The sequence below is a fragment of the Paraburkholderia sp. D1E genome, assembly GCF_052682275.1.
Window position 1 is genome coordinate 5,096,786 of the sequence record NZ_JBQYMB010000001.1, and the last position, 19,315, is coordinate 5,116,100.

15 protein-coding genes are annotated in these 19,315 nt (G+C 61.5%); 12 read left to right on the plus strand and 3 right to left on the minus strand.

Translation table 11 applies throughout. From position 1 onward, the window contains the following. Window positions 1–39 precede the first annotated feature (39 nt). The 5 genes from ACUN0E_RS22855 (at window position 40) to ACUN0E_RS22875 (ending at window position 7,910) form a co-directional block, all read left to right on the plus strand. Window positions 40–591 carry an LPS-assembly lipoprotein LptE gene (locus ACUN0E_RS22855; protein WP_408218641.1) on the plus strand — a complete coding sequence of 184 codons (552 nt, stop codon included), beginning with the start codon at window positions 40–42 and terminating at the stop codon, window positions 589–591. Between the two features lie 84 nt (window positions 592–675). Further along, on the plus strand, window positions 676–1,794 hold the full coding sequence (gene holA / locus ACUN0E_RS22860) for a DNA polymerase III subunit delta (RefSeq protein ID WP_445568026.1): 1,119 nt from the start codon (window positions 676–678) through the stop codon (window positions 1,792–1,794). A gap of 125 nt (window positions 1,795–1,919) precedes the next feature. Beyond that, window positions 1,920–3,191, plus strand: a complete 1,272-nt coding sequence (locus tag ACUN0E_RS22865; RefSeq protein ID WP_445568027.1) for a glutamate-5-semialdehyde dehydrogenase — start codon at window positions 1,920–1,922, stop codon at window positions 3,189–3,191. Window positions 3,192–3,305: 114 nt separating this feature from the next. Next, the gene (locus tag ACUN0E_RS22870) at window positions 3,306–3,722 is read left to right on the plus strand and encodes a CopD family protein (protein WP_408231551.1); all 417 of its coding nucleotides are present in this window, start codon (window positions 3,306–3,308) and stop codon (window positions 3,720–3,722) included. Between the two features lie 540 nt (window positions 3,723–4,262). Continuing rightward, window positions 4,263–7,910 carry a YadA-like family protein gene (locus ACUN0E_RS22875; protein ID WP_445568028.1) on the plus strand — a complete coding sequence of 1,216 codons (3,648 nt, stop codon included), beginning with the start codon at window positions 4,263–4,265 and terminating at the stop codon, window positions 7,908–7,910. Between the two features lie 206 nt (window positions 7,911–8,116). Here ACUN0E_RS22875 and ACUN0E_RS22880 read toward each other — a convergent pair whose 3' ends face one another. After that, window positions 8,117–8,962: a MurR/RpiR family transcriptional regulator gene (locus ACUN0E_RS22880; RefSeq protein WP_445568029.1), complete on the minus strand. Its 846-nt coding sequence runs from the start codon at window positions 8,960–8,962 to the stop codon at window positions 8,117–8,119. Window positions 8,963–9,253: 291 nt separating this feature from the next. On the opposite strand from ACUN0E_RS22880, the gene edd reads away from it, so the two are divergent. Both edd and eda read left to right on the plus strand, forming a co-directional pair. Then, window positions 9,254–11,158, plus strand: coding sequence for a phosphogluconate dehydratase (gene edd, locus ACUN0E_RS22885; RefSeq protein ID WP_445568030.1), 1,905 nt, complete (start codon window positions 9,254–9,256; stop codon window positions 11,156–11,158). Between the two features lie 26 nt (window positions 11,159–11,184). Next, window positions 11,185–11,826, plus strand: a complete 642-nt coding sequence (gene eda / locus ACUN0E_RS22890; RefSeq protein ID WP_408231394.1) for a bifunctional 4-hydroxy-2-oxoglutarate aldolase/2-dehydro-3-deoxy-phosphogluconate aldolase — start codon at window positions 11,185–11,187, stop codon at window positions 11,824–11,826. 18 nt (window positions 11,827–11,844) lie between these two features. On the opposite strand, the gene ACUN0E_RS22895 is transcribed toward eda, so the two are convergent. After that, a complete protein-coding gene (locus tag ACUN0E_RS22895) occupies window positions 11,845–12,081 on the minus strand; it encodes a hypothetical protein (RefSeq protein WP_408339468.1) in 237 nt (78 codons plus the stop codon). Here ACUN0E_RS22895 and ACUN0E_RS22900 point away from each other — a divergent pair. Both ACUN0E_RS22900 and ACUN0E_RS22905 read left to right on the plus strand, forming a co-directional pair. After that, the gene (locus tag ACUN0E_RS22900) at window positions 12,080–13,444 is read left to right on the plus strand and encodes a GntP family permease (RefSeq protein WP_408231400.1); all 1,365 of its coding nucleotides are present in this window, start codon (window positions 12,080–12,082) and stop codon (window positions 13,442–13,444) included. The two genes, ACUN0E_RS22895 and ACUN0E_RS22900, sit on opposite strands and share 2 nt — an antisense overlap. 10 nt (window positions 13,445–13,454) lie before the next feature. After that, entirely contained in the window at window positions 13,455–13,958 is a 504-nt protein-coding gene (locus ACUN0E_RS22905) for a gluconokinase (protein ID WP_408392557.1), read from the plus strand. A 105-nt stretch (window positions 13,959–14,063) separates the two neighbouring features. Here ACUN0E_RS22905 and purB read toward each other — a convergent pair whose 3' ends face one another. After that, the gene (gene purB, locus ACUN0E_RS22910; RefSeq protein WP_445568031.1) at window positions 14,064–15,452 is read right to left on the minus strand and encodes an adenylosuccinate lyase; all 1,389 of its coding nucleotides are present in this window, start codon (window positions 15,450–15,452) and stop codon (window positions 14,064–14,066) included. Between the two features lie 289 nt (window positions 15,453–15,741). Here purB and ACUN0E_RS22915 point away from each other — a divergent pair, with 289 nt between their 5' ends. The 3 genes from ACUN0E_RS22915 (at window position 15,742) to ACUN0E_RS22925 (ending at window position 19,311) form a co-directional block, all read left to right on the plus strand. Beyond that, entirely contained in the window at window positions 15,742–16,704 is a 963-nt protein-coding gene (locus ACUN0E_RS22915) for a LysR family transcriptional regulator (RefSeq protein ID WP_408231408.1), read from the plus strand. A 137-nt stretch (window positions 16,705–16,841) separates the two neighbouring features. Next, window positions 16,842–18,155, plus strand: coding sequence for a Glu/Leu/Phe/Val family dehydrogenase (locus tag ACUN0E_RS22920; protein WP_445568032.1), 1,314 nt, complete (start codon window positions 16,842–16,844; stop codon window positions 18,153–18,155). A 262-nt stretch (window positions 18,156–18,417) separates the two neighbouring features. After that, on the plus strand, window positions 18,418–19,311 hold the full coding sequence (locus tag ACUN0E_RS22925) for a glutamate/aspartate ABC transporter substrate-binding protein (RefSeq protein ID WP_445568033.1): 894 nt from the start codon (window positions 18,418–18,420) through the stop codon (window positions 19,309–19,311). Window positions 19,312–19,315: the final 4 nt, after the last annotated feature.

The following is a 19,315-nucleotide window of genomic DNA, read 5'->3' on the forward strand; positions in this document are numbered from 1 at the left end:
GTCGCTTGCTGCGGAATCTACTGCGAACCAGGAGCCAATGTGACTCGCAGATCGTTATTGACGCTGGCGTGCAGCGTACTGATGTTGTCCGCCTGCGGCTTCCAGCTGCGCGGCCAGCAGGACTACGCATTCAAACGACTCTTTATCTCCGGCGGATCGGCCGCGGCCGACGCACGGCTGACTCGCCTCGTGCAGGGCGGCAGCGACACAGTGGTGGTCAGTTCCGTCGCGAATGCCGACGCGACGCTGCAGATCAGCGAAGGCCGCAGCGTCAATACGCTCACGCTGAACTCGCTTGGGGTCGTCGAAGAATATGCAATGGCGCTGTCCATGACCTACTCGCTGGTCGCCAAGGACGGCACGGTGCTGATTCCGCCAAGCGTGATCGCGCTGAACCGCGCAATGACCTATAGCGACCAGTACTCGCAGGCCAAGGCTGCTGAAGCCGACATCCTGTTCGCGGACATGGAGAACGACGCGATCGACCAGCTTACGCGCCGTCTGTCGCTGGTGCGCACGATGCATCCAGCGCCGGGTCAGCAGGTGCCGTCGGTTGCGCCGCGCGCGCCGTTGCCGCCGCCGCCGCTGTGAGCGTCACGCTGTGCCTTTGCTTAGCTTGCTGCGCGTGCTCATGTATGCGCTCATGGTTTCATTCAACTTCGCCGATCGGTAGCCATGCAACTGCGACTTGACGCGCTCGAAGCGCATCTCGCCAAGGGACTCGCCGGACTGTACGTCGTGTACGGCGACGAGCACCTGCTCGCGCAGGAAGCGAGCGACCGGATTCGTGCGACGGCGCGTGCGGCCGGTTTTACCGATCGCTCGGTGTTCACTGTCGAGCGTGGCTTCGACTGGAGTTCGCTGCTTGGCGCGAGTCAATCGATGTCGCTGTTCGGCGACCGTCAACTGGTCGAGTTGCGCATTCCGTCGGGCAAGCCGGGCAAGGAAGGCGCGGATACGCTGAAGGCGCTCGCCGCCGCCGTGAATGACGATGTACTGACAATGATCACGCTGCCGCGGCTCGATGCCGCCACGCAAAAATCCGCGTGGTTCACCGCGCTGTCCGATGCCGGCGTGGCGCTGAAGATCGATCCAGTGGAGCGCGCGCAGTTGCCGAATTGGGTCGGTCAACGGCTCGCGGCTCAGGGGCAGCGGGTCGTTGCCGGTGAAGAAGGGCGGCGCGCGCTGGCGTTCATCGCAGAACGTGTTGAAGGCAATCTGCTCGCGGCGCATCAGGAGATCCAGAAGCTCGGGCTGCTGTATCCCGCAGGTTCGTTGAGCTTCGAACAGATCCAGGACGCTGTGCTGAACGTCGCCCGTTATGACGTTTTCAAGCTGAACGAGGCGATGCTGGCGGGCGACGTCGGCCGCCTGGCGCGCATGCTCGATGGGCTGCGCGGCGAAGGCGAGGCGGCGGTGCTGGTGCTGTGGGCCGTTGTCGAAGAAGTGCGCACGCTGTTGCGGATCAAGCGTGGTGTCGCGGCCGGCAAGCCGCTCGCGATGCTGGTGCGCGAGAACCGCGTATGGGGTCCGCGTGAACGGCTGATCGGGCCGGCGCTGTCGCGCGTCACTGAGAGTGCGCTGGAAAAGGCGCTTGCTTTGGCCGCGCGGCTGGATCGGCAGGTGAAGGGGCTGTCGGGCGGCACGCCGGGCAACCATCGCAACGATCCGCCGCCCGATCCGTGGGATGGGCTATTCGAACTGGCGATGTCGGTGGCGTCGCCGAAAGTGGCGCCCGTGCCGCCGCCACGGCCTCGGGCCGGGTCGGTTGCGCCGGCACGCAGGCCAGCCTGATCTGATCCCGTCGGCATGGCCGTGGTGGCGAGCAAAGCTCCGCTACCCGACTTACAATCGATTGATGTTTCGCTAATTTTGCCTGTCCGCCGCACCTCGACGTGCGCGGCGCTATGAGACTCACCATGGATATCGACCAGTACATGACCGACCTCGGCCGCCGCGCCCGTCACGCATCGCGTGCGATGGCGCGGGCGTCGACGGCGGCGAAGAATGCCGCGCTCGCCGCCGTTGCCGAGGCGATCGAACGCGATGCCGCGCTGCTGAAGGAAGCCAATGCGCGTGATGTGGCCCGAGCGCACGACAAGGGGCTCGACGCCGCGTTTATCGACCGCCTGACGCTGTCGGACAAGGCGCTGAAGACGATGGTCGAAGGTTTGCGGCAAGTTGCCGCGCTGGCCGATCCGATCGGCGAGATCAGCAATCTCAAGTACCGGCCGAGCGGCATTCAGGTCGGCCAGATGCGCGTGCCACTCGGCGTGATCGGCATCATCTATGAATCGCGTCCGAACGTGACGATCGACGCCGCCGCGTTGTGCCTCAAATCGGGCAACGCGACGATTCTGCGTGGCGGCTCGGAAGCGCTCGAATGCAACACGGCGCTGGCTAAGCTGATCGGCGAAGGGCTGGAAGCGGCCGGTTTGCCGCAGGACGCGGTGCAAGTGGTGGCCACTGCGGATCGCGCCGCGGTCGGCAAGCTGATCACGATGACCGAATACGTCGACGTGATCGTGCCGCGCGGCGGTAAGAGCCTGATCGAGCGGCTGATGAATGAAGCGCGCGTGCCGATGATCAAGCACCTCGACGGCATCTGCCACGTTTATGTCGACGATCGCGCCGACATTGCGAAGGCGCTGACCGTCTGCGACAACGCGAAGACGCACCGCTACGGCACCTGCAACACGATGGAAACGCTGCTGGTCGCGCGCGGAATTGCCGCTGAAGTGCTGCCGCCTTTGGGCAGGTTGTACCGCGATAAGGAAGTCGAGCTGCGCGTGGATGCCGCAGCGCGCACGGTGCTGGCCGATGCGGGTGTCGGCCCGCTCGTCGATGCCACCGAAGAAGACTGGCGCACCGAGTATCTTGCGCCGGTGCTGGCGATCAAGATCGTCGATGGCATTGATGAGGCGATCGAGCACATCAACACCTACAGCTCGCAACATACGGATGCGATTGTCACTGAAGACCACGATCGCGCGATGCGCTTCCTGCGCGAAGTCGATTCGGCAAGCGTGATGGTCAATGCGTCGACACGTTTCGCCGACGGTTTCGAGTTCGGGCTGGGCGCGGAAATCGGCATTTCGAACGACAAGCTGCACGCGCGTGGGCCTGTTGGCCTGGAAGGCCTGACTTCGTTGAAATACATCGTGCTGGGACATGGCGAAGGCCGGCAATAACGCCCGCCGCCTTTACGCCGCAATCGCTGCACTGGGGAACGGACACGCTTTCCGTCCAAGGCGCCGGCAAGAGGCGCCGAACTCCACACTAACAAAGCCGCACAAGGATCGCTGATGCTTTGGGTAAAAACGTTTCACATCGTTCTGATTGCTTCCTGGTTTGCCGGCCTGTTCTATCTGCCGCGCATCTTCGTCAATCTGGCGATGGAGACTGAACCGGCCGCCACGGCGCGGCTGCTCATCATGGCGCGCAAGCTGTTTCGCTTCATGACCTTCATCGCGGTGCCGGCGCTCGCATGCGGATTGTGGCTGTGGCTCGGAGTTGGGATCGGGCGCGGGCAGGGCTGGATTCACGCGAAGGTCGGCGTGGTCGTGTTGCTGATCATCTATCACGCGTACTGTGGCGTGCTGCTGCGGACTTTCGAGCGCGGCGAAAACCGCCGGACGGATAAGTGGTATCGGATGTTCAATGAACTGCCGGTGCTCGGGATGTTGGCGGCGGTGGCGTTGGTGGTTATCAAGCCGTTTTAAATAAATAGGAATAGTCCAATTTATTTATGATTCTGGCTAATTGTGCAGCTGGGATTTTGTTGGATGATGTAGGTCAATAATCGGCGACTTGCCAGGTGATATTTGCCGGCGATCGCCGATTTTTTATGGCCGTTTCCATGTCGATGCTTGCATTTTCGCACAGTTATTTGACTGGCCGAAGTGTTCAGAATATTCCTAATTGTAGTTTCAGGTTGGTTGCGGGCCGGAACGTAAATCGGCGAGTTTGTCGGTCCCGCAGGCAGGCTGCTGTGGGCTTTGGCGTGTCTGTTTGTAGGATTCTGATTGATTTTTGTAGATTAAAACCGATTCGCCCAGCCTATCGTTTAAGAACAGTCCTATTAAATCTTAAAATTTCCGATTTTAAAGTGCTGCCAGCCCAGAGGGATAAATGGGGTGGTGCCATGATTTCATTCAAAACCCGCCTGTTTGCATCCTTCTGACATCAACTGACGTGCGTATGCCTTCGTTAAGACGTCGACGGCAGAGCAGAGCCAATATCAGATCCTCAGAAGGATGAACATGAATAAGTCATACAAAACCGTATGGAACGAAACGACGGGGACGTATGTCGCCGCATCTGAAACGGCGAAGAGCCACGTCAAGTCGGGCCGTAGCCAGAAGAAGGCGCTGGTGGCCGCGCTGCTGGCGGCGGGCGTTGGATTCGGCACGGCTGTGAAGGCGGAAGCGGCGGCCACGCCGAACTCGTTTGCGGTTGGCGTGTTGGGCACCGATACGACCAACTCGGACTGTATCTCGTCGGCCGACGGGGCAGTGGTCACGACGAGCGCTGACTGCAGTTCCGGTACTGGCGCGCAGCAGGCAGGGATCGTTTCCTATAACGCCAGCGGAACGCCAGGCGCGTATTTCACAGTGACCGATCCCAACACTGCTCATGTCGGGGCGGGTGGCGTCGACCAGTTGAGGATCACGAACAGTGGCTTGTTCGTGCTGAACAACCTCGACATGGGCGGCAAGAAAATTACAAACCTGGCGGCGGGCGCGGTGTCGGCGTCGAGCACGGATGCGGTGAATGGCGCACAGCTTTTCGGAATTACAAATGGTTCCACGGCTGTCAATTCTGCCTACGTGAAAGTGCAGGGATCTAACAACGGTACAGATAATGCATCGATGGCGACCAACAGCGGTGGCATAGCCATTGGTCAGTTTGCTCAAGCCACCGGTTACGACGGTAATATGGCTGTGGGCGCGGGGGCAACGGTAACTGGTGTCGGGTTCTTTGGAGGGATGGCAATCGGCGCTGGCGCCACCGCGACCACCGGGATGGCAATCGGCTATTCCGCGTCTGCCATGGGGGAGTACAGCGTTGCTCTGGGACGTCAGGCAACTGTAACCACACGCAATGCGCTGGCATTGGGTGGTTCCTCAACGGTAAGCGGTGAGGGCAGCGCTGCTTTGGGTGCTTATTCAAAGGCAACTAGCACGAACTCCGTCGCGCTCGGCAGCAATTCAATCGCGAGCGCCGCTAACACCGTCTCTGTCGGCTCCAGCACTATGCAGCGCCAGATCGTCAATGTGGCGGCGGGTACACAAGGCACCGATGCCGTCAACTACGCGCAATTGCAGGCAGCGGGCCTGAAGACCGACACAAGCGGCAACGCAACAAATGCCTTCGTCGCCTATGACGATACGACGGCGGGCAAGGTCACACTGGGCGGCGTATCAGGCACGGCGCTCACGAACGTAGCGGAGGGCGCGTTGACGGAATCCAGCACGGACGCAGTGAATGGCGCGCAGCTCTACAGGACCAACCAGAAGGTCGAGCAGAATGTCGCCGCGATTGCGCAGAACACGAGCGATATTTCGACGAACGCCGGCGATATCACACAAAACACGAGTGACATCGCGAAGAACACCAGCGATATCGGGACGCTCAACAGCGCGATGACGGACACGGTGAGCTACGACACCTCGGCACACGACAAGGTGACGCTGGGCGGCGCATCGGGCACGAAGATCTCGAACGTGGCGGCGGGCGAAGTATTGGCGTCGAGTTCGGATGCGGTGAACGGTTCGCAGTTGTACGACACGAATCAGACCGTCTCGCAGAATACGTCTGATATCGCGAAAAGCGCCGGTGACATCACGAACCTTGACACACGTGTCACGACGGTCGAGGGTTCGGTCACGAACCTGTCGAACCAGATCAACAGTGGTGTGCTTGGCCTCGTACAGCAGGACCCGGCCACGCGTGAACTCACCGTGGGCCGGTCGACCGACGGCTTGCGGATCAACATGGCCGGCACGGCAGGTGACCGTGTGGTGACGGGCGTGGCTGACGGTATGGTCAACGCGTCGAGCGGCGATGCGGTGAACGGTTCGCAACTTTATGTGACGAGGCAGGCCGTTGCACAGAATGCCAGCGACATCAGCACGATCAACTCGCAGATCGCGAGTCTGGGTGGCGGCGTGGCCGGCGCGGTAATCTACGACACGGCAGCACGCGACAAGGTGAGCTTCGGCGGCGCCGCGGGCACCACGCTCACGAACGTGGCCGAAGGAACATTGTCGGAATCCAGCACGGACGCAGTGAACGGCTCGCAGCTCTACGCGACCAGGCAGACGGTCGAGCAGAATGCCGTCGCGATTGCGCAGAACACCAGTGACATCGCGCAACATGCTGGCGAGATCGCTCAGAACACCAGCGATATTGCCCAAAACACCAGCGACATCTCGAATCTCGACACGCGCTTCACGACGATCGAAGGCTCGGTAAGCGACCTGACCAACCAGCTCAACACTGGCGCAGTGGGCCTCGTGCAGCAGGATCAGACTTCGTATGACCTGACGGTGGCGAGCAGCACGGGCGGTACGCATGTCGACTTCACGGGTACCGCGGGTGCGCGCGAACTGCTCGGCATCGCCGCCGGCACGACGAGCAACTCGGCGGTCAATCTAGGTCAGTTGAGCCCGGTCGTCGCGGCGCTTGGCGGCGGTGCGCAGGTCAACGCGGACGGCTCGATCGTCAGCCCGACGTACCATATGCAGGGCGGCACGCAGACCACCGTTGGCGATGCGCTCGATACGCTCGACACCAATCTGTCGTCGCTGGAAACGCAGATCAACAATGGCAGCATCGGTATCGTCACGCAGGACCAGGCGTCGCGTGATCTGCGCATCGGCGCGACGACCGACGGTCAGCGGCTCAGCGTGGCGGGCACCGCGGGCAACCGCGTCGTAACGGGTGTCGCAAGCGGTGCGGTGAACGCAGCCAGCAGCGACGCAGTGAACGGCTCGCAGTTGTATGCGAACGCGGCCAGCACGGCAGCGGCGCTTGGCGGCGGTTCCACCGTCAACGCGGACGGCACGGTCTCGGCGCCGAGTTACAGCGTGGGCGGTACGACTGTGAACAATGTCGGCGCGGCAATTGGCAATCTCGATGGCCGTGTGACGCAAAACACATCGGATATTGCTAGTCTGCAGACGACAGTCGGCACGATCAGTGGCTCGGTCGCCAATGCAGTGCAGTACGACTCTGCAGCACACGACAAGGTCACGATGGGCGGCTCGGCCGACGCGCCGAAGGTCAAGTTGACCAACCTGCAAGACGGTGATCTGTCGGCAACGAGCACCGATGCCGTGACCGGCGCGCAGTTGTGGAATACCAATCAGCAACTCTCCGATCTGACGCAGTCGGTGCAAAACCAGCAGCAGACGGGCAGCGCGGCCATGTCGATCGACACGGGCGGCGCGCCAGCGGCTGCGGCGACCGGCAGTGGCGCAATCGCAATCGGCGGCGGCGCGCAGGCTAGCGGCGACAACTCGGTTGCCATTGGTTCGGGCTCGGTGGCTGATCAGGCGAATACGGTGTCCGTGGGCTCGCAAGGCAACGAGCGCCGTATCACGAACGTCGCGGACGGCCAGGCGCCGACCGACGCCGTGAACATGCGTCAGTTCCAGTCCGGCGTCAACGACGTCGCTCGTAACGCATACAGCGGCGTCGCAGCCGCCACGGCGCTGACGATGATTCCGGAAGTCGATCCGGGCAAGACGCTGGCGGTCGGCGTTGCCGGGGCGACCTACAAGGGCTATCAGGCTGCAGCAGTAGGCGCGTCGGCGCGTATCACGGCCAACGTGAAGGTCAAGGTAGGTGCGGGGATCAGCGGTAGCAACACGACCGTTGGCGCGGGTGCGTCGTACCAGTGGTAAGCATGTGAAGGTCGAGGGAAGCGGTGCGGTTGGGCCGCTTTTCGTGAATCGGGTTTAATCCGGTAGTCGTACAACAACGGGCTCCCCTTTTTAGGAGCCCGTTTTTTCGCGCGGGTCTGACCTGCTGCGCTCAGCGCAGTTGCACTTGCACTTGCAATGTCTGGGCGGGTGTCAGGCGCCGAGTCCGCACCCCGCACCCTGACACACTACGTACCAGGATCGATCCGTCTGCGCGTGATCACTTCCTTCGCCTGCGCCATTTTTTCCACCAGTTCCGGCCCGCGGCTCAACGCCACGCCCACCGCCAGAATGTCGCCAATCGCGAGATGCGAGACGCGTGAGGTCATTGGCGAAAAGATATCCGTGTCTTCATCGACGTTGGCGAACAGGCCCACGGTCGCGAGCCGCGCCAATGGCGAATTGCCGTGCGTGATCGCGATCACCTTTGCACCTGCCTTGAGCGCCGACTTCACCGCATCGACGATATCGCGCGTACGGCCGGTATTGGAGATCGCCACCACCACGTCGCCAACGCCCAGCAAGGCCGCCGACATCAGAAACGTATGCGGGTCCGAATACGCGACGCTCGGCATGCCGAGGCGAAAGAACTTGTGCTGCACATCCAGCGCGGCGATTCCGGAGCCACCCGCACCGTAGAACTCAATTCGGCGAGCCTGTGCGAGCAGCGCAATGGCCGCCGCGACGCTGTCGGAAGAAAGATTATTGCGCACCTGGATCAGCGCCCCGATGGTCCGGTCAAGTACCTTTGCGGCTACGCCCGGCGTGGGTTCGTCCGGTCGCACGTCACGGTAGACCGCGGGCACTTCCGCCGCGATCCCCTGCGCCAGCCGGATCTTGAACTCGCGAAATCCAGAAAAGCCAAGCGCATGACAAAACCGCGCAATGGTCGGCTGGCTCACGCCGGCGCGCGCGGCCACTTCGGTCATCGACAGATCGAGCACCTCGCGTGGCGCCTCGATCACGTAATCGGCCAGCTTGCGCTCGGACGGGCGCAACTGCTCGCGCATCTCTTCCACCTGGGACAGCATCATCGGAAAACTCGCACTATGCTGAAGAATGTGTGGACTATATCTGATTGCTGAATAAGCTACAAAAACTACATATCGGTGGCTAGGTGTAATCCCTAGGTTTTGGCATCAATGTCGCCAAAGCATAGCCAGCAAGGCAAAGCGGCTGTTAAGAGATGCCGCAACGCAGCAGGAGTCGTTATTGCGATCGTGTAGTTTTTCTACTAAAATTGCGACGTCGACTGATCCGACATCCCCGCGATACCTACCTGGCATAGTGCGCGCACGCCTCACGCCAGCGACGAAGGAGCTCCGATGGTTTCCCCGCATTCGCAATTGTTGAAGGTCACGCAACGCGTGGTCGAGCGCAGCAAGCCCACACGCGAGGCGTATCTGGCCCGCATCCACCAGGCTCAAGGTAAATTCCCGGCGCGCGGCGCGCTCTCCTGTGCCAATCTGGCTCATGGTTTTGCTGGGCTCGAAGGCAACGACAAGTTCGCCATCAAGGCGATCCGTGAACCGAACATCGGCATCGTGTCCTCGTACAACGAAATGCTGTCCGCGCACGCGCCGTACAAAAACTACCCCGATATCATAAAAGAGGCCGCGCGTGAAAACGGCGGCGTCGCGCAATTCGCGGGCGGCGTGCCGGCCATGTGCGACGGCGTCACGCAAGGCAACGCGGGCATGGAACTGTCGTTGTTCTCGCGCGAAGTGATCGCGATGAGCACGGCGGTCGCGCTCACGCACAACATGTTCGACGCAGCGCTGTGCCTCGGTATTTGTGACAAGATCGTGCCGGGCCTGTTGATCGGCGCGCTGCAATTCGGCCATCTGCCGACGATTTTCGTACCGGCCGGCCCCATGGGTAGCGGTCTGTCGAACGACGACAAAGCCAAGACGCGCCAACTGTTCGCCACCGGCCAGTGCGGCCGCGACGCGCTGCTCGAAGCGGAAGCCGCCGCGTACCACAGTCAAGGCACCTGCACGTTCTACGGCACCGCGAACAGCAACCAGATGCTCATGGAGGTCATGGGGCTGCATCTGCCGAGTTCCGCGTTCGTGCATCCGCATACGCCGTTGCGCGACGCGCTGACCGCCCAGGCCGCGCACCGCGTGCTCGATCTGACGGTGGACCGCGGCAATTACACGCCGATTGGCCATGTGGTCGACGAGAAGGCGATCGTCAACGGCATCGTCGCGTTGCTGGCGACGGGCGGCTCGACCAATCACACGTTGCACCTGGTCGCAATTGCGCGCGCGGCGGGCATCGTGATCGACTGGGACGACTTCGACACGTTGTCGCAAGCCGTGCCGTTGCTCGCCAAGATTTACCCGAACGGCAAGGCCGACGTAAACCACTTCCACGCTGCAGGCGGCGTCGCATTCCTGGTCCGCAATCTGCTGGAAGGCGGCTTGCTGCATGAAGACGTGAACACGGTCGCCGGCAAGGGCCTTAAGCACTACACGGAAGAGCCCAAGCTGATCGACGGCAAGCTGCAATGGATGCCGGGCGCGGAAAAGAGCGAAGACACGGCGGTGTTGCGCGGCATCAAGGAACCGTTCCAGCCGGATGGCGGCTTGCGTCTGATGCAAGGCAAGCTCGGCCGCGGCGTGATCAAGATTTCCGCGGTGGCGGCGCAGCATCGCAAGGTGAAGGCACCGGCCATCGTGTTCGATTCGCAGGAAGCGGTGCAGGCCGCGTTCGACAACGGCGAGCTGAAGCGCGATTTCATTGCCGTCGTGCGCTTCCAGGGCGCGCGCGCAAACGGCATGCCCGAGCTGCATCGTTTGACGCCGCTGCTCGGTGTGTTGCAGGATCAAGGTTTCCACGTTGCACTGGTGACCGACGGCCGCATGTCGGGCGCGTCGGGCAAGGTGCCGGCGGTGATTCACCTGTCGCCGGAAGCCTTGCTGCAAGGCCCGATCGGCAAGGTTCGCACCGGTGACATGCTGGTGATCGATGCGGACGCAGGCGTGCTCGACATCGAAATCGATGCGGCCGAATGGGCTGCGCGGCCGGAAGCTTTGCCGCAGCATCAGGCGGAAAACGAAGTCGGCTTCGGCCGTGAACTGTTCGGCGTGTTCCGTGCGGCAGCAGCGCCAGCGGAGCAGGGCGCCTCGGTGTTCGGTCCGATGGTGGGCGAGCACGCGGCGCAACACGGTAAGCGGGTCAAAGCGCACGCAGAAGAACACACAAGCACCACTCAAGCCAGCTAAACGCTGCAGAAACAAGGAGTCTGACTATGACAGCGAAAACAGTAAGCGATATCGTGCGCCTCGGCCCGGTGATTCCGGTGCTCGCGTTCGACTCGGTCGAGCAGGGGGAACACGTGTCGCGCGCACTGCACGCGGGTGGCGTGAAGGTGCTGGAAATCACGCTGCGCACGGCAGCCGGTCTGGAAGCGATCGAACGCGCGAGTCAGTTGGCCGAAGACATCGTGGTGGGCGTCGGCACGATCACGAAACCAGAGCATTGCGCTCAGGCGAAGAAGGCGGGCGCTCAGTTCGGCGTGTCACCTGGCCTGACGCGGGACATGCACAAGGCCGCGCAAGATGCGGGCTTGCCGCTGCTGCCGGGCGTCATGACGCCGACCGACATCATCACCGCACTGGAACTCGGCTACGAGATCGTAAAGTTTTTCCCGGCGCAACAGGCCGGCGGCGTGCCGATGCTGCAAGCTTTCCATGGCCCGTTCCCGACGCTGAAGTTCTGCCCGACAGGCGGCATCACGGCTGAAACGGCAACGCATTTCCTGTCGCTACCGAACGTGGTGTGCGTGGGCGGCTCGTGGTTGACGCCGAAAGCCGCGCTCGCCGCGCAAAACTGGGACGAAGTCACGCGTCTGGCGCGTGCTGCCAGCCAGTTGGCCGCGCCTGCTCATTGAGTTGAAGCGGCCCGCATTTTAGTCCGTTAGCAAGGTCCTACGCCAAGGAGCCTCGTCGAAACAGCCTGTCAGGTTGTCGCGGCGAGGCTCTTTGGCGATATGCGCGCCGGATTCGCGCGCTTTTAAAGACAACAAACAGTAAAATTCAGCGTCCGCGCGGCTTGCCGGGTTTTTTGGCACCGCTTCAGGTCGCCATGAGACAAGGTGCCAGCCGTGTTTCGCACCGACATCAATAACGCAAAGGAGGAGCTTCATGGAAGCTGTCCACGGCAGCACGCTGCTGGTCTTCGCGGTGATCGCCATCGCACTTCTGATCCTGCTGATCACTCGCTACAAGGTTTATCCGTTCCTCGTCCTGATCATCGTTTCGCTGCTGCTGGGTCTCGTATCCGGCATGCCGATCGGCACGATCGTCAAATCGTTCGAAACCGGCAACGGCAATACGCTCGGCCACATTGCGATTGTGGTCGGCCTTGGCACCATGCTCGGCAAGATGATGGCCGAATCGGGCGGCGCGGAGCGCATCGCCACCACGCTGATCGACAAGTTCGGCGAGAAGCACATTCACTGGGCCATGATGGTTGTGGCGATCATCGTCGGCTTGCCGGTGTTTTTTGAAGTCGGTTTCGTGCTGCTGATTCCGATCGCATTCAACGTCGCCAAACGCACTAACAAGTCGTTGCTGCTGATCGGCTTGCCGATGATCGCGGGTCTGTCTGTCGTGCACGGTTTGATTCCGCCGCATCCGGCCGCGATGCTCGCGGTGCAGGCGTATCACGCCGACATCGGCAAGACGATTGCTTACGGGCTGATCGTGGGTGTGCCGACGGCGATCGTTGCCGGTCCGCTGTTCGCGCTGTTGATCAGCCGCTACATCAAGCTGCCGCAGAACAATCCGCTCGCGGCGCAGTTCCTCGGCGCTGCTGACGAGAAAAAGGAAAAGCGCGAACTGCCGAGCTTCGGTATCACGCTGTTCACGATTCTGCTGCCGGTGATTCTGATGCTGATCGGCAGTTGGGCCGACCTCGTATTTACGCCGAAGACCCTGCCGAACGATCTCCTGCGTTTCGTCGGCAACTCTGACGTCGCACTGTTGATCGCCGTGCTGGTCAGTTTCTGGACCTTCGGCGCGAGCCGCGGCTTTAATCGTGAGCAGATCCAGAAGTTCTGCGGTGACTGTCTGGCGCCGATCGCGGGCATCACGCTGATCGTGGGCGCGGGCGGCGGTTTCGGGCGCGTGCTGATGGACAGCGGTATCTCGAAGGAAATCGTCGGTGTGGCAACGGCCATGCACCTGTCGCCGCTGTTGTTCGGCTGGCTCGTGGCCGCGCTGATTCGTCTGGCCACGGGTTCGGCGACGGTCGCAATGACCACCGCCTGCGGTATCGTCGCGCCGATTGCCTCGGCTAGCGGGGTGCAGGTCACGCCGGAATTGCTGGTGCTCGCCACCGGCTCGGGTTCCCTGATTTTCTCGCATGTGAACGACGGCGGTTTCTGGCTGGTCAAGGAATACTTCGGTATGACGGTGGGGCAGACCTTCAAGACATGGTCGCTCCTCGAAACCATCATTTCGCTGATGGGCTTGGGTTTGACTTTCGCGCTCGCGACGGTCGTGTAAGGAGTCTTTGATGATTTTGATCGCAATGGGCGTGTCGGGCGCCGGCAAAACGAGGATTGGCGAAATGCTGGCGGAACGCCTGCACTGCGCATTTACCGACGGCGACGCGTTTCACAGCGCTGCCAACAAAGAGAAAATGCACAAAGGCATTCCGCTTACCGACGAAGATCGTTGGCCGTGGTTGCAAACCATCCGTGTGGCGATCGAAGAGAAGCAGAGGGCGGCCGAGAAGGCGGTGTTCACGTGCTCGTCGCTGAAGCGTTCGTACCGCGATGTTCTGCGCGGCGGTAGCAACGGTGATAAGGGCGTGTGCTTCGTCTATCTGAAGGGTTCGTTTGAGGTGCTGCGCGAGCGGCTGACCACGCGCACCGGTCACTTCTTCGACCCGTCGCTGCTGCAAAGCCAGCTCGATACGCTCGAAGAGCCGGGTCTGGACGAAGCGATCACGGTAAGCATCGAATTGTCGCCGGAAGAAATCGTCGACGAAGTGTTGAAGCAGATGGCGGTGCGCTGAGGTTTCAGGCTCGCTTAGCCACGCAGGTCGCAGGATAAAAAAAGCCGCTTCGGAACGTTCGAAGCGGCTTTTTTGTGCCTCAAGAAACGAGGCAATGACTGAAGCTTAAGCGATCCGCTTCGCCAGTTCGACAGCCTTACCGATATACGAACCCGGTGTCATGGCAAGCAAACGATCCTTCGCATCTTGCGGAATCGCCAGGCCGCTCACGAACGTTTGCAGTGCTTCGCGCGTAATGCCCTTGCCGCGTGTCAGTTCCTTCAACTGCTCATACGGGTTCTCGATGCCGTAACGGCGCATCACTGTTTGCACCGGCTCGGCCAGCACTTCCCAGCAGTTGTCGAGGTCTTCGTTCAGACGCTGCGCGTTCACTTCGAGCTTGTCGAGGCCGCGGATCAGCGAGTCGTATGCGAGCAGCGAGTAGCCGAACGCGACGCCGATATTGCGCAGCACCGTCGAGTCGGTCAGGTCGCGCTGCCAGCGCGAAATCGGCAGCTTGTCGGCCAGGTGGCGCAGGGTTGCGTTTGCCAGACCGAGATTGCCTTCCGAATTTTCGAAGTCGATCGGATTGACCTTGTGCGGCATCGTCGACGAACCGATTTCACCGGCCTTGGTGCGCTGCTTGAAGTAACCGACCGAGATGTAGCCCCACACGTCGCGGTCCAGATCCAGCAGGATGATGTTCGCGCGCGACACGGCGTCGAACAGTTCAGCCATGTAGTCGTGCGGTTCGATCTGGATCGTGTACGGATTGAACGTGAGCTTCAGACGTTGCTCGACCACTTCACGCGAAAATGCTTCCCAGTCGAATTCCGGATACGCAGACAGGTGCGCATTGAAGTTGCCGACCGCGCCGTTCATCTTGCCCAGCAGCTCGACCTTCGCGACACGATCGATCGCGCGTTCCAGACGCGCGGCGACGTTGGCGATTTCCTTGCCGAGCGTGGTGGGGCTGGCCGGCTGGCCGTGCGTGCGCGACAGCATCGGCTGTTCGGCTTGCGCGTGAGCCAGCGCAACGAGGCGCTGATGCACCGAGCGCAGTGCCGGCAAGATCACGTGTTCACGTGTGCCGGCGAGCATCAGGCCGTGCGACGTGTTGTTGATGTCTTCTGACGTGCAGGCGAAGTGAATGAACTCGCTTGCGCGTTCCAGTTCCTCCTGACCCTTGACCGACTCCTTCAGCCAGTACTCGACCGCTTTCACGTCGTGATTCGTCACACGCTCGATTTCCTTGATGCGCGCGGCGTCGTGCGCGGTGAAGCGCTCGGCCAGTTGCAGCAGGAATTGTTCGGCGGCTTCGGAAAAGCGCGGCACTTCCGCGAAACCGGCTTGCGACAGTGCGATCAGCCAATGGATTTCAACCGTCACGCGATTGCGCATGAAAGCGGCTTCCGAGAGCCAGTCGCGCAGAGCTTCGGTTTTCGAGGCGTAGCGGCCGTCGAGCGGGGAGAGCGCGTTCAGCGCGAACAGGGTGTCGGGGCGGGTGTCGGACATGATGGGGGCGCGAGTTGGGGTGAATTGGGGCGTTGAGCGCTCAATCAGCGCGCAATGACCAGTTCGGGAACGGAGGGAACCGCGAATTTTACCACTGTGCGCCTTTTGGCCCGAAGTGGGCCGCGATCTGGCAATGAACCGGGCCGGCACATGAAGTCCGCACATCGGGCGCGTCCGTGCGGCGCCGCAAAGCAGGTGGCGACGCGGGTGGTAATCCGCCGGGCAATCCCGTAAGGCAGCCGCGCCGCTAGAATGCTGACTTCTCTCTCCCGCTGGCAGCAGGCTCCGCATGGAACTGAAATGGCTCGAAGACTTCGTTTCGCTCGCGGAAACGCGTAGTTTCAGCCGCTCGGCCGAATTGCGTCATGTCACGCAGCCGGCGTTTTCGCGGCGGATTCAGGCGCTGGAGGCGTGGCTCGGCACGGAACTGATCGACCGTTCGGTTTATCCGACGCGGCTGACGGCGGCAGGCCAGGTGTTCTACGAGCAGGCGCTCGCGATGCTGTCGCAGTTCCACGAGGCGCGTGCTCTGCTGCGCGGGCACACGGCAACGCCGCAGGCGACCATCGAGTTCGCGGTGCCGCACACGCTGTCGCTGACGTACTTCCCGCGCTGGCTGCAGCGCATCGAAGCGCAGATGGGCCCGATCCACACCCGGCTGCGGGCTTTGAACGTGCACGATGCGGCTTTGGCGCTGGTGGAAGGCGGTTGCGATCTGATGATGGGGTATCACCATCCGAGCCATCCCATCGCGCTCGATCCGGCGCGCTACGACATGCTCACGCTCGGCAACGAGCCGATCAGTCCGTTCTCGGCGCCGGGCCGCGCCGGGCGGCCCCGGCATACGCTGCCGGGCACGGCCGAGGCACCCACGCCCTATCTGACCTACACGCCGAACGCGTACCTGGGGCGCATGACCGAAGTGATTCTCGCCAATGCCCCGGAACGCCTGTATCTCGACCGCCTCTACGAGACCGACATGGCCGAAGGGCTCAAGGCGATGGCGCTGGCCGGCCATGGGATCGCCTTCCTGCCGTACAGCGCGGTGGAAGACGCGGTCGCCGACGGCAAGCTGATCCGTCTCGATCGTGCAACCCGCGGCACGCCCGAAGGGCAGCTTACGCTGACCATGGAGATCCGCCTCTATCGCGACAAGCTTGCGGCAAAGAGCGACGATGCGCGGCAGATACTCGTGCGGCAGTTGTGGGACGTGGTGTCGGAGGAACTGGCGCAGGGCGCGGACGCTGCCTGAAACCTGCTTGCCTACGACGCGAATTTGCAGCTTCTTGATGGTTATGCAGAAAAAACATAATCGGATAAGGAAACGGCATTGGATTTCAAAACGGCGTTTTTCGACAATGCTGCTATTCGATCAACGCCGGAGCGTTCATGTCTTCCCAGCAGCAAGTCGCACAATCCGCATCATCGTTGCATTCGGTTCCCTCCTACCTCAATAGCGAAGACCTCGGCCCCTGGGGCAACTACCTGCGTCAGGTCGACCGCGTCGCGCCGTACCTCGGCTCCCTGTCCCGCTGGCTCGAAACCCTCAAGCGCCCGAAGCGCATTCTGATCGTCGATGTGCCTATCGAACTCGATAACGGCACGGTCGCGCACTTCGAAGGCTATCGCGTGCAGCACAACGTGTCGCGTGGCCCGGGTAAGGGCGGCGTGCGTTATCACCAGGACGTGACATTGTCGGAAGTGATGGCGCTGTCCGCGTGGATGTCGGTGAAGAACGCTGCTGTGAACGTGCCGTACGGCGGCGCGAAGGGTGGTATCCGTGTCGACCCGCGTACGCTGTCGCGTGGTGAGCTGGAGCGTATGACGCGCCGCTACACCAGCGAAATCGGCATCATTATTGGACCGAATACCGACATTCCCGCGCCGGACGTGAACACGAACGAGCAGATCATGGCGTGGATGATGGACACGTACTCGATGAACCAGGGCCAAACGGCTACGGGCGTCGTGACCGGCAAGCCGATCACGCTCGGCGGTTCGCTGGGCCGTCGTGAAGCGACGGGCCGTGGCGTGTTCGTGGTCGGCAGCGAAGCGGCACGCCGCATCGGCTTTGACATCGAAGGCGCGCGTATTGCTGTTCAAGGCTTCGGTAACGTGGGCGGTATCGCTGCACGTCTGTTCCAGGAAGCGGGCGCGAAAGTGGTCGCGGTGCAGGATCACACCGGTTCGCTGTACAAGTCGACCGGTATCGACGCCAACGCGCTGCTCGAGCATGTCGCGAGGACCGGCGGTGTGGGCGGTTTCCCCGAAGCCGACGCGGTCACGAACGAAGAATTCTGGACGGTCGAATCGGACATCCTGATTCCGGCTGCGCTGGAAAACCAGATCACCGAAAAGAACGCCGGCAAGATCAAGACGAAGATCGTCGTGGAAGGCGCCAACGGCCCGACCACCACGGCGGCGGACGATATTCTGCACGACCGCGGCATCCTCGTGATTCCGGACGTGGTGGCCAACGCCGGTGGCGTGACCGTCTCGTACTTCGAGTGGGTGCAGGACTTCTCGAGCTTCTTCTGGACCGAAGACGAGATCAACCAGCGTCTCGAGCGCGTAATGCGCGAAGCATTTGCCGCAGTGTGGCAAGTGTCGAGCGAACAGAAGGTGTCCGTGCGGACCGCGGCGTTTATCGTCGCGTGTAAGCGGATTCTCGAAGCGCGCGAACTGCGCGGGCTGTATCCCTGATCGTTCTGCGTGAAACGGCGGGGCCGCCATCTCGGACCCGCTGTCAATCCTTGCTTTGACGTGGTTCAAAAGACCGCGTGTTTTACCCGGCGGGCGGCATCGTATCGATGCCGCCCGCCTTTGCGTGTCTGCCTCGGCGGGATTGCCGGATAAGGCGCCGTAATCCCGTAGCGGCACAGACGCAACAAACATGGTTTATAGCAATACTTTCAGAATAATTACTTTGCTAAACTGGCGCCGGTTCTTGCCAAGGAGATCACACATGAAGGTTAAAAAAGCTGCGCTGCTGCTCGCGACTCTCGGACTGTTTACGGTTGGCGCGCATGCGCAAGACGCTGGTACGCTGAAAAAGATCAAAGATACGGGCGTCATTTCGCTGGGACACCGCGAATCGTCGATCCCGTTTTCGTACTACGACGACAAGCAGAATGTCATCGGCTACTCGCAGGAATTCGCGCTGAAGGTGGTTGAGGCGGTCAAGCAGAAGCTGAACATGCCTAACCTGAAGGTCAAGCTGACGCCTGTCACGTCGCAAAACCGTATTCCGCTGGTGCAAAACGGCACCGTCGACATGGAATGCGGCTCGACCACCAATAACGCCGAGCGCCAGCAACAGGCCGCGTTCTCGAACACGATCTTCGTGATCGGCACGCGTCTGATGACCAAGAAAGACTCGGGCATCAAGGACTTCGCGGACCTGAAGGGCAAGACCGTCGTCACGACGGCCGGCACCACCTCTGAGCGCCTGCTTCGCAAGATGAATCAGGACAAGAGCATGGGTATGAACATCATCAGCGCGAAGGACCATGGCGAGTCGTTCCTGACGCTCTCCACCGGCCGTGCTGCTGCGTTCATGATGGACGACGCGCTGCTGGCAGGCGAGCGCGCCAAGTCGAACAACCCGGGCGACTTCGTGATCGTCGGCGCGCCGCAATCGCATGAAGCGTACGGCTGCATGATTCGCAAGAACGATCCGGAGTTCAAGAAGGTGGTGGACGACGCGATCGCGAAGGTCGAAACCTCGGGCGAAGCCGATCAGATCTACAAGAAGTGGTTCGAATCGCCGATTCCGCCGAAGGGCCTGAACCTGAACTTCCCGGAAAGCGACGACATCAAGGCGCTCTACAAGAGCCCGAATGACAAGGCAATCGATTAAACCT